The 14,293-nt window shown below is 60.5% G+C and carries 12 protein-coding genes; 8 read left to right on the plus strand and 4 right to left on the minus strand.

Translation table 11 applies throughout. The annotated features are described in order from the left end of the window. Position 1: 1 nt before the first annotated feature. The 3 genes from BUC24_RS04415 to BUC24_RS04425 are packed head-to-tail and all read right to left on the minus strand — an operon-like array spanning position 2 to position 2,008. The gene (locus tag BUC24_RS04415) at positions 2-832 is read right to left on the minus strand and encodes a DUF4198 domain-containing protein (RefSeq protein WP_073212898.1); all 831 of its coding nucleotides are present in this window, start codon (positions 830-832) and stop codon (positions 2-4) included. Positions 833-840: 8 nt separating this feature from the next. Beyond that, on the minus strand, positions 841-1,356 hold the full coding sequence (locus BUC24_RS04420) for a DUF2271 domain-containing protein (protein ID WP_073212899.1): 516 nt from the start codon (positions 1,354-1,356) through the stop codon (positions 841-843). A 10-nt stretch (positions 1,357-1,366) separates the two neighbouring features. Continuing rightward, entirely contained in the window at positions 1,367-2,008 is a 642-nt protein-coding gene (locus BUC24_RS04425) for a PepSY-associated TM helix domain-containing protein (RefSeq protein ID WP_073212900.1), read from the minus strand. 217 nt (positions 2,009-2,225) lie between these two features. Between BUC24_RS04425 and BUC24_RS04430 the strand changes: the two genes are divergently transcribed. From BUC24_RS04430 to BUC24_RS04460, 7 genes are all read left to right on the plus strand, one after another. Further along, positions 2,226-4,544, plus strand: a complete 2,319-nt coding sequence (locus tag BUC24_RS04430) for a catecholate siderophore receptor Fiu (RefSeq protein ID WP_073212901.1) — start codon at positions 2,226-2,228, stop codon at positions 4,542-4,544. Between the two features lie 370 nt (positions 4,545-4,914). Continuing rightward, the gene (locus BUC24_RS04435; protein WP_073212902.1) at positions 4,915-7,770 is read left to right on the plus strand and encodes a 2-oxoglutarate dehydrogenase E1 component; all 2,856 of its coding nucleotides are present in this window, start codon (positions 4,915-4,917) and stop codon (positions 7,768-7,770) included. 63 nt (positions 7,771-7,833) lie between these two features. Continuing rightward, positions 7,834-9,084 (plus strand): 2-oxoglutarate dehydrogenase complex dihydrolipoyllysine-residue succinyltransferase, encoded by a 1,251-nt coding sequence (odhB, locus tag BUC24_RS04440; RefSeq protein WP_073212903.1) that lies wholly within the window; start codon positions 7,834-7,836, stop codon positions 9,082-9,084. A gap of 64 nt (positions 9,085-9,148) precedes the next feature. Next, positions 9,149-9,502 (plus strand): PspC domain-containing protein, encoded by a 354-nt coding sequence (locus tag BUC24_RS04445; RefSeq protein WP_073212904.1) that lies wholly within the window; start codon positions 9,149-9,151, stop codon positions 9,500-9,502. A 13-nt stretch (positions 9,503-9,515) separates the two neighbouring features. Continuing rightward, a complete protein-coding gene (lpdA, locus tag BUC24_RS04450) occupies positions 9,516-10,949 on the plus strand; it encodes a dihydrolipoyl dehydrogenase (RefSeq protein ID WP_073212905.1) in 1,434 nt (477 codons plus the stop codon). A 139-nt stretch (positions 10,950-11,088) separates the two neighbouring features. Continuing rightward, positions 11,089-12,186 (plus strand): cell division protein ZapE, encoded by a 1,098-nt coding sequence (gene zapE / locus BUC24_RS04455; RefSeq protein WP_073212906.1) that lies wholly within the window; start codon positions 11,089-11,091, stop codon positions 12,184-12,186. Between the two features lie 22 nt (positions 12,187-12,208). Beyond that, positions 12,209-12,874: a hypothetical protein gene (locus BUC24_RS04460; RefSeq protein ID WP_073212907.1), complete on the plus strand. Its 666-nt coding sequence runs from the start codon at positions 12,209-12,211 to the stop codon at positions 12,872-12,874. 169 nt (positions 12,875-13,043) lie between these two features. Here the strand turns inward: BUC24_RS04460 and BUC24_RS04465 are convergent, their stop codons facing one another. After that, positions 13,044-13,850, minus strand: a complete 807-nt coding sequence (locus BUC24_RS04465) for a PP2C family protein-serine/threonine phosphatase (RefSeq protein WP_073212908.1) — start codon at positions 13,848-13,850, stop codon at positions 13,044-13,046. Positions 13,851-14,073: 223 nt separating this feature from the next. Here BUC24_RS04465 and BUC24_RS04470 point away from each other — a divergent pair, with 223 nt between their 5' ends. After that, positions 14,074-14,274, plus strand: coding sequence for a YdcH family protein (locus tag BUC24_RS04470; RefSeq protein WP_073212909.1), 201 nt, complete (start codon positions 14,074-14,076; stop codon positions 14,272-14,274). Positions 14,275-14,293: the final 19 nt, after the last annotated feature.

Consider the following 14,293-nt stretch of genomic DNA (forward strand, 5'->3'; position numbering starts at 1 on the left):
CTTATTCCGGCAGGATTTCGAGCGTGGCAGCGTAGCTGTAACGGCGCGTGTTCGACGGGCCGTCGGCGGGCGGCATGCCTTTTCCGGTGGCGACCGGGTACGCGGCGTTGAGCCAGTACATGCCCGCTGCCGGCAGCTTGAGCGAGATTTCGCCGTTGGCGTCGGTCGTCAGACGCTGTTCGCCCAGCACGCCGCGATAGCGTACGCCCCCTGGCGTCAGGCTGAACGCAAACTGCGGCAGCGCTTTACCGTCAAGCTGGAAGCGCCATTTTGCCGTTTCGCCCGCGCGCAGGTCGGTCGGATGGGTCACTGGCACCAGTTCCAGGCCCACGCCGGACGGCTTGAGGGCACCGGTACTTTGCTTGTTGGCGCTGACGAAGGTCTCCAGGCGTGCGTGGGTGCGCACCGTTTTCAGGTCCTGCGCGTCAGCCGGCACGTCTTTGGCGAACGATTCTTCACTGCCGCGGAAGCGTTTGGTCTCGCCGCTGGCCTTGTCTTTGTAGCTGCCCATGACGGCCTGGGTGACCAGCGCGATTTTGTAGGTGCCATCCTGCGCCAGCTTCAGGTCGAACGTGCTGCGCTGCTTGCCTTGCACCGGCGTTGGAATCGGCGCGGTCACGCCATCGGGCCCGGTCACGGTAGCGCCGTCCAGCTTGAGCGCGACGTGGTCGACGTCGAACAGGCCTTCGGAGATGGCGCCGTCGATGGTAACCCAGGCTTCTTTGGCTTCGACGTTGGTCGTTTGCGGGTACAGCCAGCCGCGGTGCGCGCTCGCTTGCAGGGTGACGGTGGCCAGCGCAATGGCCAGCACGGTTTTAGTGAGCTTTTTCATGGCCAGCCTTATGGAGTGATTTGAAGGGATACCGCACCGATTTCTTCCTTGCCGCTGGCGCTGGCCGTCTGCGCTGCTTTGAGCGGCAGCTTGAATGGCACGCGCACCAGTTCGCGCCCGCCCGCTTCACGCGCCGCTTCGATCACCAGCTGGTAGTCGCCAGCGGGCAGCTTGTCAAAGCCGGTACGGGCCGGACCAAAGCTGATTTTCTGTTCGCCAGCAGTGCGGGTGGCGCCCGAGACGCCATCCATCGGCAGGTTCACATCACGCCCGCTCTTGCGCCACCAGGTGCGCAGATCCTTGACCCACTTGGTGCCTGCATTGTCTTTCTTCTTGACGTCGTACAGCACCGCCAGATTGGTGACGAAGGCGTTGTCGCCTTTTTCCAGCCACATGGCCACGTAAGGACGGTGGTATTCGGCCACGTTCAGCTGCGGGATTTCGAACTTGACGGACATGTCGGCGGCGACTGCCCAGCTGCTCAGCATTGGCAGCGTCAGCGCCAGGGTGTGGTGTAGTTTCATGTGTGTCTGCTTAGTGGGTAAATAAAAGCGCGAGCAGGATCGGCACCAGCATGCCGAAGCCGATCACAGGCCAGGTGGACGGCCGGTTGGCCGCGTGTAGTTTCATGATCAAGAATCCGGTGATCGCAAACACCATGCAGGCGATCGCAAAAATGTCGATGAACCAGCTCCAGACCGCGCCGGTGTTACGGCCTTTGTGCAAGTCGTTCAGCCACGACACCATGCCGCGGTCGGTCTTTTCGTATTCGGCCGCGCCGTCGGCGGCAATGCGCAGCCAGGCGTCGCCACCCGGGCGCGCCATGGGCACGTAGGCTTCGTCTTCTTCCCATTCTGCTTCCATGCCGGCCACGTTGATGTCAAAGCTGGTGCGGGCCCAGTCGGCCAGCGCGGCTGGCAAGGGAGCGCGCTTGCCGGAAAGGCGTTCGCCTTCGGTGCGCAGCACCGTCTGCAGCGGAGCGGGCAGGGTGGCCGTGCGCTTGACAACACTCGGTTTGGCTTCGATCTGGGTGGCGTGATTGAGGGTGAAACCGGTAATGGCAAACAGCAGCATGCCGGTCAGACTGAGCGCCGCGCTGATCCAGTGCCAACGGTGCAAATTCTTGAGCCACACGGCACGGCTGGCGTTGGGAACGGGCGTTGGCTGCGGCGGCATTGGCGCTTTCAATATGCATGAGGAATGCAAATGATAACGATTATCATTTACTGCGTCAAACCTTATTGCAAATAGAAAAGTAAAGAAAAGTATCTGCTATGTATCTTGCATTTATGAATGAGAACCATTATCATTCGCATTCCAAATTAGGGGCCAGCCAGCTGTGGTGTTCATGTCAGCAAGCCAACCATGACCTTCAACCCGCTGGGAGAACTCTTTGTCTTACATTCGCAATCGCAAGCACGCATCGGCACGCCACCCCTTGTTGCCCCAATCTCTGATCGCGCTGGCCGCCCTGGGTTCGCCAATTGCCGCTCACGCGCAAAGCACCGAGCCAAAAGAAGCGACGCTGCAGGAACTGCACGTGACCGCCACTGCGGATGCGCCTTACAAGGCGGACAAGGTGTCCTCGCCAAAGTTGACCCAGCCGCTGGTCGACACCACCCAGACCATTACCGTCATCAAGAAGGAAGTCATTCAGGAGCAGGGCGCTGGTTCCCTGGTGGATGCCTTGCGCAACACCCCGGGCATCACCTTGCAGCTGGGCGAAAACGGCAACACCAGCGCTGGCGACACGTTCCAGATGCGCGGCTTTTCGACCCAGTCTTCGGTTTTCATCGATGGCATCCGTGACCTGGGCGCGGTCACCCGTGACGTATTCAATATCGAGCAGATCGAAGTGTCGAAGGGCCCGGCCGGCACCGACGTGGGCCGCGGCGCGGCTTCCGGCTACATCAACCTGGCGTCCAAATTGCCATCGCTGGAAGATGCTGCCAGCGGTACCATCGCTTACGACAGCGGCGAGAAAGCCCGCGTGACGGCCGACCTGAATCGCAAGTTGAGCGACAGCAGCGCTTTCCGCATCAATGCCATCGCCCAGGACGGCGGGCAAATGGGCCGCAAGGTCATTGAAAAGAAAACCGTGGGCATTGCGCCATCGCTGGCCTTTGGCCTGGGCGGCCCGACCAAGGTATTCCTGTACTCGCAGCACATCCGTCAGGATGGCATGCCGGACGGCGCGATCCCGGCTATCGGCATCATGGGTTACAACAGCACCAACACCAACGCGGCTGTTGCCAGCGCGCTGCGCAGCGCCGGGCGCGTGGACAACGAGAACTACTATGGCTACGACAGCGACTTCGAGAAGGTCGACGCTGACATGCTGACCGTGAAGATTGAGCACGAACTGGGCGCCAAGTCCAAGCTCACCAACACCAGCCGCTACGGCAAGACCAAGATCGACCGCATTTTGACTGGCGTGAACGGCATTACTGCCGCCACCACCCCGGCCACCGCCACGGCCCCGGCTGTCCTGCTGGGCAATCCAGCCACTTGGCAAGTGGCGCGCACCCGTCAGAGCGTGTTGCAGGACAATAAAATTCTCGCCAACACCACCAACATCGTGACCGAGTTCGCCACCGGCGGCCTGACCCACACCCTGTCGACGGGCGTGGAATTGCTGTCCGAAGAGCAGCTGTCGCTGACCCGGGTTGGCTTGGGTGATGCGGTCAACGCCAATCTGTACAGCCCGGTCAGCCTGGCTGTGCCGGGTAATTACAATCCGGTGCTGAACGGCGTGTACACCAAGGGCTCGACGACTACCGCCGCGCTGTACGCCTTCGACACGATCAAATTGAATGACCAGTGGCAGATCAATGGTGGCGTGCGCACCGAGCACTACAACACTGAAACCAGCGCAGCCAGCCTGTCGACGGCCACGGCGAACCCAACGCTGCCAGTGGGCACGCTGCTGGGCAGCCACCTGGAAAAATCGGGCAACTTGACCAGCTGGAAAGCGGGCGCGCTGTACAAGCCAACCCAGGATGGCAGCATCTACCTGTCGTACGCCACCTCGCAAACCCCGCCCGGCGGCGCCAATTTCTCGCTGGTGTCGACTGCCGGTAATGTCAATGGCCCGGCCATGGACCCGTCCAAGACCACCAATATCGAGTTCGGCACCAAGTGGGATCTGATTCAGAAGAAGCTGGCAGTGACGGCTGCTGTGTACCGTACTGACAACACCAACGAGTTCACGCTGGAAGACCCGGTCACCCATCAGTACTCGCAGCTGGGCAAGCGCCGCGTGGAAGGTGTGGAACTGGGCGTGGTGGGGCAGATTACGCGCGATTGGAACATTATTGCCGGCGTGGCTACGATGGATGCGACTATTTTGGAAGGCAATCCAAGCAATCCAGCCGATTCGGCCACCCGCTGGTCGCCTGACCTGAGCGCGACCTTGTGGTCGACTTATAAGCTGAATGATGCCTTTACCTTCGGTGGCGGCGTGCGTTATACCTCGGAGCAAAAACGGGTTGTGGCGCCGAATGCAGCACCGTCGAACGGTGTGCCTGAGATCCCGTCGTATGCGGTGGTCGATGCGATGATGAGCTACAAGGTGGCCCGGAACGTGTCCTTGCAGCTGAACGTGTATAACTTGTTTGACAAGTTCTACGTGGCTTCGCTGAACAACGGCGGCTCGCGCATTAATACTGGTGCGCCGCGTTCGGCGCAGCTGACGGCCAATATCGCGTTTTAATTAGCGTCACCCCACATCGCCCTCGCGTAGGCGGGGGCCTATTCCATGCGTCCGGATTCGGTAACATGGGATGGGCCCCCGCCTTCGCGAGGGCGATGTTGTTTTAAAGGAAAGGTGTTTTCCCTTCCTTGGCAATTTGGTACGTTACATTTTGTATCTATTGGGCAAATTTTTTGCCACAGTCTTTTTTCACCACGTGGAAAGTTGGGATACAATGGCGCGTGCTATTTTCCCGCTCAGTGTCGGGATTTAGTGAGCAGTACAAGTCCTTCCCCACAACTTGATGTGCAATCCGCTAACCGGTCAGGCCGTGTCGCGGAAGGTTAGATTAACCCGCCAAACTCGCGAAGCGCGAAGAAAGGTGAGCAAGATGATGCAACAATACACCGCCAACTCCTATTTGTTCGGCGGTAACGCGCCGTACGTAGAAGAGTTGTATGAAGCCTACCTGGACAATCCAGGTTCTGTGCCCGACAACTGGCGCGCCTACTTCGATTCCATGCAGAATGTCCCCGCTGTCGATGGCTCCAGCAAGCCCGACGTCGTGCATTCGTCCGTCATCGCTTCGTTCGCCGAGCGTGCCAAGCAGGGCCCGATCCGCGTGGTCACCGCGTCCACCGACCCGGACATGGGCCGCAAGCGCGTCGCCGTCACCCAGCTGATCGCCGCTTACCGCTACCTCGGTTCGCAGTGGGCCAATCTGGACCCGCTGCAGCGCCAGGAACGCCCAACGATTCCTGAACTCGATCCATCGTTCTACGGCTTCACCGATGCCGACATGGATATCGTGTTCAACATCAGCAATACCTATTTCGGGCAAGAGACCGCGTCCCTGCGCGACTTGCTCAACATGCTGCGCGATACTTACTGCCGTTCGATCGGCGCCGAGTTCATGTACATCGGCGATCCGGCGGAAAAGCGCTGGCTGCAAGAAAAACTCGAAGCAATCCGCTCGACCCCGTCGTTCACGGCCGAGAAAAAAGCCCACATCCTCGAGCGCCTGACCGCGGCCGAAGGCCTGGAACGCTATCTGCACACCAAGTACGTTGGCGCCAAGCGCTTCTCGCTGGAAGGCTCCGAATCCTTCATCGCGGCGATTGACGAAACCATCCAGCGCGCCGGTGAAAAGGGCGTGCAGGAAATCGTGATCGGCATGGCCCACCGCGGCCGCTTGAACGTGCTGGTCAACACCCTGGGCAAGTCGCCGCAGGAACTGTTCGAAGAATTCGAAGGCAAGCATGGCGACGATCTGCCATCGGGCGACGTCAAGTACCACCAGGGTTTCTCGAGCGATATCTCGACTGCCGGCGGTCCGGTGCACCTGTCGCTGGCCTTCAACCCATCGCACCTTGAGATCGTCAACCCGGTGGTTGAAGGTTCGGTCAAAGCGCGCATGGAACGCCGCGGCGACAAGGATGGCGCCCAAGTGCTGCCAATCCTGGTCCACGGTGACGCCGCATTTGCCGGCCAGGGCGTGGTCATGGAAACGCTGAATCTGGCGCAGACCCGTGGCTACGGCACGGGCGGCACGGTCCACATCGTGATCAACAACCAGATCGGTTTCACCACCTCCGACCCGCGCGACGCCCGTTCGACGCTGTACTGCTCGGACGTGGTCAAGATGATCGAAGCGCCGGTCCTGCACGTGAACGGCGACGACCCTGAAGCCGTGGTGCTGGCGACCCAGATCGCCATGGATTACCGCGTGCAGTTCCAGAAGGATGTTGTGGTTGACATCATCTGCTACCGCAAGCTTGGTCACAACGAACAAGACACGCCAGCGCTGACCCAGCCGCTGATGTACAAGAAAATCGGCCAGCATCCAGGCACCCGCAAGCTGTATGCGGACAAGCTGATCGCCCAGGGCACCCTGCCAGCCGACGGCGGCGACAAGATGGTGTCGGCCTACCGCGACGCCATGGACGCCGGCAAGCACACGATCGATCCGGTCATCTCCAACTTCAAGAACAAGTACGCGGTCGACTGGCTGCCGTTCCTGAACAAGAAGTGGACCGATTCGGCCGACACCGCCGTGCCGCTGACCGAACTGAAACGCCTGGCCACCCGCGTGACCACCGTGCCGGAAGACTTCAAGGTCCACTCGCTGGTCGAGAAGGTCCTGGCTGACCGTGCTGCCATGGGCCGCGGCGAAATGAACCTGGACTGGGGCATGGGCGAGCATCTGGCTTACGCCTCGCTGGTCGCTTCCGGCTACGCCATCCGCCTGTCGGGCCAGGATGCCGGCCGCGGCACCTTCACCCACCGCCACGCCGTGCTGCACGATCAGAACCGCGAACGCTGGGATGCAGGGACCTATGTCCCGCTGTGCAATGTGTCCGAAGGCCAGGCACCGTTCACCGTGATCGACTCGGTGCTGTCCGAAGAAGCCGTACTGGCCTTCGAATACGGCTACTCGACCGCGGAACCGAACACCCTGACCATCTGGGAAGCCCAGTTCGGCGACTTCGCCAACGGCGCGCAAGTGGTGATCGACCAGTTCATCGCCTCGGGCGAAGTGAAGTGGGGCCGCGCTTCGGGCCTGGTCATGATGCTGCCGCACGGTTACGAAGGCCAGGGTCCGGAGCACTCGTCTGCCCGTCCTGAGCGTTTCCTGCAGCTGTGCGCAGACAACAACATGCAAGTGGTGCAGCCAACCACCGGTGCGCAGATCTTCCACCTGCTGCGTCGCCAGATGGTGCGCCAGTTCCGCAAGCCGCTCGTCATCATGACGCCGAAGTCGCTGCTGCGTAACAAGGACGCTTCGTCGCCATTGTCGGAACTGGCCAAGGGCGCGTTCCAGACCGTGATCGGCGAGACCGACGAGAAGATCGTCGCCTCCAAGGTCAAGCGCGTGATCGCTTGCTCGGGCAAGGTCTACTACGATCTGGTGAACAGCCGCAAAACCCGCGGTACCACCGACGTGGCCATCATCCGTATCGAACAGCTCTATCCATTCCCGCACAAGTCGTTTGCGGCCGAACTGAAGAAGTTCCCGAATGCGACCGAGCTGGTATGGTGCCAGGATGAACCGCAGAATCAGGGGCCATGGTTCCAGATTCAGCACAACATCTTTGAGAGCCTGGAATCGGGTCAGCGTCTGGCGTATGCAGGCCGTCCTGCATCGGCCTCGCCGGCCGTCGGTTACAGCGACAAGCACAATGCGCAGCAGAAGGAACTGCTGGAAACCGCATTCGCGAAACTCAAGGGTTTCATTCTGACCAAATAAGACATTAGAGAATGCGCCCTGCCACAAGCGGGGCGCCACTAAAAACAAGATACGGAGTTTTTCATGGCACAAATCGAAGTTAAAGTCCCAGTACTGTCGGAATCGGTTGCAGAAGCGACCCTGCTGGCATGGCATAAAAAAGTCGGCCAGCAAGTGAGCCGCGACGAAAACATGATCGACATCGAGACCGACAAGGTCGTGCTCGAACTGCCAGCGCCTGCCGCCGGCGTGATCACTCAGATCGTCAAGGGCGACGGCAGCACCGTAGTCGCCGGCGAAGTGATCGCCATCATCGATACCGAAGCATCGGCACAAGCGAGCCCGGTGGCTGTAGTAGCAGCACCTGTGCAGGCAGCACCGGCCGCGCCAGCCGCAGCAGCGGGTGGCAACAAGGGCGACGTGGCCATGCCGGCCGCCGCCAAGATCCTGGCCGATAACAACATGACCACCGCTGACGTGTCGGGCACCGGCAAAGATGGCCGCGTGACCAAGGGCGACGTCCTGGGCGCGGTTGCAGCCGGTTCCGTCAAGCCTGCCGCACCAGCACCGCTGGCGCCAGCCGCTGCCAAGCCTGCGCTGCAGCAGGTTGCCGCGCCTAGCGTGAACCTGGGTGACCGTCCGGAAGAGCGCGTGCCAATGAGCCGCCTGCGCGCCCGTATCGCCGAGCGTCTGGTGCAGTCGCAGTCGACCAACGCGATCCTGACCACGTTCAATGAAGTGAACATGCAGCCGGTGATCGACCTGCGCAACAAGTACAAGGACAAGTTCGAGAAAGAGCACGGCGTCAAGCTGGGCTTCATGTCCTTCTTCGTCAAGGCCGCTGTGGCAGCCCTGAAGAAGTACCCGATCATCAACGCTTCGGTCGATGGCAACGACATCGTCTACCACGGTTACTTCGACATCGGTATCGCGGTCGGTTCGCCACGCGGCCTGGTGGTGCCAATTCTGCGCAATGCCGACCAGATGTCGATCGCTGAAATCGAGAAGAAAATCGGTGAATTCGGCGCCAAGGCCAAGGAAGGCAAGCTGACCCTGGAAGACCTGACCGGCGGTACCTTCTCGATCTCGAACGGCGGCACCTTCGGCTCCATGCTGTCGACCCCGATCATCAACCCGCCACAGTCGGCCATTCTGGGCGTGCACGCTACCAAAGACCGCGCTGTCGTCGAAAACGGCCAGATCGTGGTGCGTCCGATGAACTACCTGGCCATGTCGTATGACCACCGCATCATCGACGGCCGCGAAGCCGTCCTGGGTCTGGTCACCATGAAGGAAACGCTGGAAGATCCATCGCGTCTGCTGCTGGACCTGTAAGAAGAAGGAACGCGCTGGCGGCAGCGCGTGCCATGCTGATCATTTTTAGTGAGGTTGAAGCACCGTGAATATCTCCGATGAAATCAAGCGTTTGCACGAACTGCATCAAGCCGGCGCGCTCTCCGCAGCCGAATTCGAACAGGCCAAGGCCAAGCTGCTGAACGCCTCCGTCAACCTGAACAAGCCGGGGCAGAGCGCCGCCTCGAGCGGCAACGCCACCGACGACTTTGTCAACGAAGTGTCGCGCCTGCGCCGTGCGCGCGGCGACCGCTGGCTGGGCGGCGTGTGCGGTGGGCTGGGCAAGGTCTCGGGTGTGGAATCGTGGGTATGGCGCCTGGTTTTCGCGCTGTGCACCATCTTCGCCGGATTCGGTTTCCTGATCTATCTGCTGATGTGGATATTCGTACCAGAAGAATAAAAGGATTACGTAAATGAGCACTTCTAAACAATTCGACGTCGTCGTCATCGGCGCCGGTCCTGGCGGCTACATCGCCGCCATCCGCGCAGCGCAGCTGGGCTTTTCGGTTGCCTGTATCGATGAATGGGCCAATGCCAAGGGCGGTCCTGCCCCAGGCGGCACTTGCACCAACGTTGGCTGCATCCCATCGAAAGCGCTGCTGCAATCGTCGGAGCACTTCGAGCACGCCGGTCACGCCTTCAAGGAACACGGCATCGATGTCGCCGGTCTGTCGCTGAACCTGCCGCAAATGCTCAAGCGCAAAGAGACTGTCGTCAAGCAGAACAACGATGGCATCCTGTACCTGTTCAAGAAAAACAAGGTCACTTTCTTCCACGGCCGCGGCGCGTTTGCCGGCGCAGCCGATGGTGGCTACACCGTCAGCGTGACCGGCGCCAATGCCGAATCGCTGCAGGCCAAGCACGTGATCGTGGCCACCGGCTCGAATGCGCGCGAACTGCCAGGTGCACCGTTCGATGAAAAACTGATTTTGTCGAACACCGGCGCACTGGCCATCGATGCGGTACCGGCCAAGCTGGGCGTGATTGGCGCCGGCGTGATCGGTCTGGAAATGGGCAGCGTGTGGCGCCGTCTGGGCGCTGAAGTGACCGTGCTGGAAGGTCTGCCGACCTTCCTGGGCGCAGTTGACGAGCAAATCGCCAAGGAAGCGCACAAGCTGTTTACCAAGCAGGGTTTGAACATCAACCTGGGCGTCAAGATCAGCAAGGTCAGCGCCGGCAAGAACGACGTGACCGTGGAATACGCGGATTCGACCGGCGCGGCCCAGAAAGCCGTATTCGACAAGCTGATCATCTCGATCGGCCGCGTGCCAAACACCAATGGCCTGAATGCCGACGCGGTGGGCCTGAAGCTGGATGAGCGCGGCTTCATCGCCGTGGATGACGACTGCAAGACCAACCTGCCAGGCGTATGGGCGGTGGGCGACGTGGTGCGTGGTCCGATGCTGGCGCACAAAGCAGAAGAAGAGGGTGTTGCCGTGGCCGAGCGCATCGCCGGTCAGCATGGTCACACCAACTTCAACACGATTCCCTGGGTGATCTACACCTCGCCGGAAATCGCGTGGGTCGGTCAGACCGAGCAGCAACTCAAAGCGGCCGGTGTGGCGTACAAGGCTGGCACCTTCCCGTTCATGGCCAATGGCCGTGCGCGCGCGCTGGGCGACACGTCGGGCATGGTCAAGTTCCTGGCCGATGCTACGACCGATGAAATCCTGGGCGTGCACATTGTTGGCCCGATGGCGTCCGAGCTGATTTCGGAAGCCGTGGTGGCGATGGAGTTCCGTGCTTCGTCCGAAGACATCGCGCGTATCTGCCACGCGCACCCATCGCTGTCGGAAGCGACCAAGGAAGCCGCGCTCGCCATTGACAAGCGTTCGCTGAATTTCTAAACCACCGTCGCCCTCGCGGAGGCGGGGGGCCATACCATGTTACCGAATTCGGGGACGTGGCATGGGCCCCCGCCTTCGCGAGGGCGATGTGGTTTTAAGATGTCCCTTTTTATCCTCTGCAGTTTCTAGAAGCGCCTCAATGAACGTCCAAGAGTACTACCAGCATTCCCTTGCCCAGCGCGGCTATCAGTCCGATCCGGCCCAGCAACGCGCCGTCGACCGGCTGCAGCGCTTCTACGAGGATTGGGTAGACTATCGCGGCAAACGTTCATCAACCTTCAAGCGCCTGATCAACCGGCCCGACGTACCGCGTGGCGTGTACCTGTGGGGTGGTGTGGGCCGCGGTAAGTCGTTCTTGATGGACAGCTTTTACTCCGTGGTGCCGGTGGTACGCAAAACCCGCGTGCACTTCCACGAATTCATGCGCGATGTGCACCGCCAGCTCGATGACATGAAGGGCATCGCGGATCCGCTCAACGACGTGGCGCGTAACATCGCCAAAAAATACCGCCTGATCTGCTTCGACGAATTCCACGTCTCCGACATCGCCGATGCCATGATCCTGTACAACCTGCTGTCAGCCCTGTTCGACAACGGCGTGTCGTTTGTCATGACGTCCAATTACGACCCCGACCTGCTGTACCCGGACGGCCTGCACCGCGACCGCATGCTGCCGACCATCGCGCTGATCAAGGAAAAGCTCGATGTATTGAACGTCGACGCCGGCACCGATTACCGCAAGCGCGCGCTGGAACAGGTGGACAGTTACTACACCCCGCTGGGCGCGGCGGCCGACCAGGCCCTGCGCACCGCTTACGCAAAAATCGCCGAGGTGGCTGACGAAGATCCGCACGTGCGCATCGAGGGCCGCGAGATCCATGCGCTGCGCCGCGCCGGCGGCATCATCTGGTTCGACTTCGTCACCCTGTGCGGCGGTCCGCGTTCGCAGAACGACTACCTGGAACTGGCCAGCCGCTTCCATACCGTGATCCTGTCCGGCATTCCCGCCATGTCGGCGGCGCAGTCGTCCGAGGCACGCCGCTTCACCTGGCTGATCGACGTTTTTTACGATCACAAGGTCAAGCTGCTGATGTCGGCCGAAGTGGTGCCCGAAGAGCTGTACACCCAGGGCACGCTGTCAAACGAGTTTCATCGCACGGTCTCGCGTATCATTGAAATGCAATCGCGTGAATACATGGATGCGGAACGGCGCAGTGCGGCCGAATCGCTGTCCTGACCAGCTTTAAAGGACAAGAAAAATGAAGCAAGGATTTGTACGGCGCACGCTGCGCGGGATGGCAATGGCCGCGTGCGCAGCAGGCCTGGGCGCCTGCACCACGGTGCTCCTGCCCCCGAACATCACCCCGGTCGTGGCGCCATCCACTTCGGTGGCTGAAGCGACGGCCCGGATTGAGAAGGTCAAGGTCGACCGCGCTGCCATCGAGGCCGAGTTCAGCGCCAGCGAGCGCGTGTGCTATGCAAAGTTCTTCGTCAATAGCTGTCTGGACGAAGCCAAGGAAAAACGCCGCGGCGCGCTGGCTTACCAACGTGCGATCGAGGTCGAAGCCGAGCATTTCCGCCGTCAGGCAAACGTCGAACAGCGCGACCGCGATGTGGCGCTGGCGGTCAAAGAGTTCGAGGAGGGCGAGGCGCGCGCTGCAGCGGCGCCGCCGGAGGCACCCAAGGCTGCGCCCGTGCGCAAGCCGGTGGCGCCACGTGCGTCGCTGGCCGAACGCAAGGCGGCGCACGATGCCAAGCTGGCGCGCACCGCGGCGCGCGAGCAGGCTGATGCGCCCAAACGCGCAGCGAATGCGCAGGCGTTCGAGCAGCGCAAGCTGGAATCGGCGCAGCGGCAATTGAAAGTGGCCAAGAAAAAGGCGGAGAAGGCAGAAAAAGCTGCCCGCGCCGCCGACCCGTCCAAATAACTTCGTCCTCGCGGAGGCGGGGACCTATTCCATGTCCCCGAAGTCGTTTAGCGTGGCATGGGGCCGGCGCATGCGCCGGCACCTTCGCGAGGACGATGTTTTGGGGCCAACATAAAAAACGCCGCATTCGCTTTCACGAATGCGGCGTTTTCATTTGTCGCTATGCTGTTTAGACAGCCCGGCGCATCTTTTCGACGGTGTAGTTCTTTTCTTCCTTGGGCAGCTTGACGAACTTGATGATCGCCATGGTGCAATTGTCGCCCTTGCCCTGCGCGCGCTCATTGGCCTTGTTGATCAACATTTCCGAGGCCGTGCGTGGGGTTGCCTTGCTGGTGACTGCGCCCAGTTCCCGGTCGGTGAAGAAATGCCACAGGCCGTCCGTGCAGAGCAGGAAGCTGTCGCCGGCAACGACGTTCTCGTGCACGCCAACGGTAGTGAACGGTTCCTTGCGGCTATTGCCCAGTACATTGAGCAGCAGCTTCGAATGGCGGTGATTCTTGGCCGCTTCCAGCGGCAGCTTGTCGGTTGCCACCAGGTGGTCGATATAGGCCGTGTCATTGGTGCGCAGCACGCACTCGGACTTGACGAAGTGGTACAGGCGCGAATCGCCCACATGGCCCCAGACGGCACGCCCATCGGGTGTGATGATCAGGCCGACAAAGCTGCAATGGGCTTCGATCTTGGTGGTGAACGAGTTCATCTTGATGATCATGTGGGTCTCGTGCACGATTTCGCGCAGCAGATCGCCCAGACGTTCATTGCTCGGGTTATCGCCCGGCTTGAATTCATCAAATACTTGTTTCGCTGTGTGCAGCACCTGTTCGGACGCGGCAGAGCCGCCCAGCAAACCGTCGGCCAGCACGGCCAGCACGAAGCCGGGCGCGCGCGCGCCGGTGAACAGGGCAGTACGATCGTTTTGTTGCGGACGGCTGCCGATGTGCTGCGCAGTCCCCGCTTCTAGCTTGTATGGAGTCATAAACTTGTGATGTGTCCCGGCTGCGTTACCATATTGCTTTTTTCTCTAGCCATCAATCTATATTGGCGGCAACGTCGGCGTATATTAAACTATGCACCGGGAAGGCCAAATGTTGCAAGTGGAGACTATTTACTAAGCGACACGAATTGTTACCGATTGTAATGCGCTTCCGAGCCCGCACCAATGCCAAACTTGAAATATACCTGCTGGGAACCTCAACACCATGACTGATGTCCAAGAAATCCAGCGCCGCCTGATTGAGCTCGATGTGGAACATCGCGACCTGGATGCGGTCATAGACATGTTAATCCTGGACGGGCACCACGACCAGTTACAGTTGCGCCGCCTTAAAAAGCGCAAGTTGCAGCTGAAAGACCATATCACCTTGTTGAAAATGCAATTGGTGCCGGACGTCCCGGCCTGATCCGTCTTCGCATCACTGA

Source organism: Massilia sp. CF038 (genome assembly GCF_900129765.1).
In the GTDB taxonomy this organism is placed as follows: Bacteria; Pseudomonadota; Gammaproteobacteria; order Burkholderiales; family Burkholderiaceae_D; genus Telluria_A.

Excerpts from the sequence above, each read along its gene's own strand:
- BUC24_RS04465 (WP_073212908.1), bottom strand. The coding sequence starts at position 13,850 with ATGACTCCATACAAGCTAGAAGCGGGGACTGCGCAGCACATCGGCAGC.
- BUC24_RS04420 (WP_073212899.1), bottom strand. The coding sequence starts at position 1,356 with ATGAAACTACACCACACCCTGGCGCTGACGCTGCCAATGCTGAGCAGC.
- lpdA (WP_073212905.1), top strand. The coding sequence starts at position 9,516 with ATGAGCACTTCTAAACAATTCGACGTCGTCGTCATCGGCGCCGGTCCT.
- BUC24_RS04415 (WP_073212898.1), bottom strand. The coding sequence starts at position 832 with ATGAAAAAGCTCACTAAAACCGTGCTGGCCATTGCGCTGGCCACCGTC.
- BUC24_RS04460 (WP_073212907.1), top strand. The coding sequence starts at position 12,209 with ATGAAGCAAGGATTTGTACGGCGCACGCTGCGCGGGATGGCAATGGCC.
- BUC24_RS04435 (WP_073212902.1), top strand. The coding sequence starts at position 4,915 with ATGATGCAACAATACACCGCCAACTCCTATTTGTTCGGCGGTAACGCG.
- odhB (WP_073212903.1), top strand. The coding sequence starts at position 7,834 with ATGGCACAAATCGAAGTTAAAGTCCCAGTACTGTCGGAATCGGTTGCA.
- zapE (WP_073212906.1), top strand. The coding sequence starts at position 11,089 with ATGAACGTCCAAGAGTACTACCAGCATTCCCTTGCCCAGCGCGGCTAT.
- BUC24_RS04470 (WP_073212909.1), top strand. The coding sequence starts at position 14,074 with ATGACTGATGTCCAAGAAATCCAGCGCCGCCTGATTGAGCTCGATGTG.
- BUC24_RS04425 (WP_073212900.1), bottom strand. The coding sequence starts at position 2,008 with ATGCCGCCGCAGCCAACGCCCGTTCCCAACGCCAGCCGTGCCGTGTGG.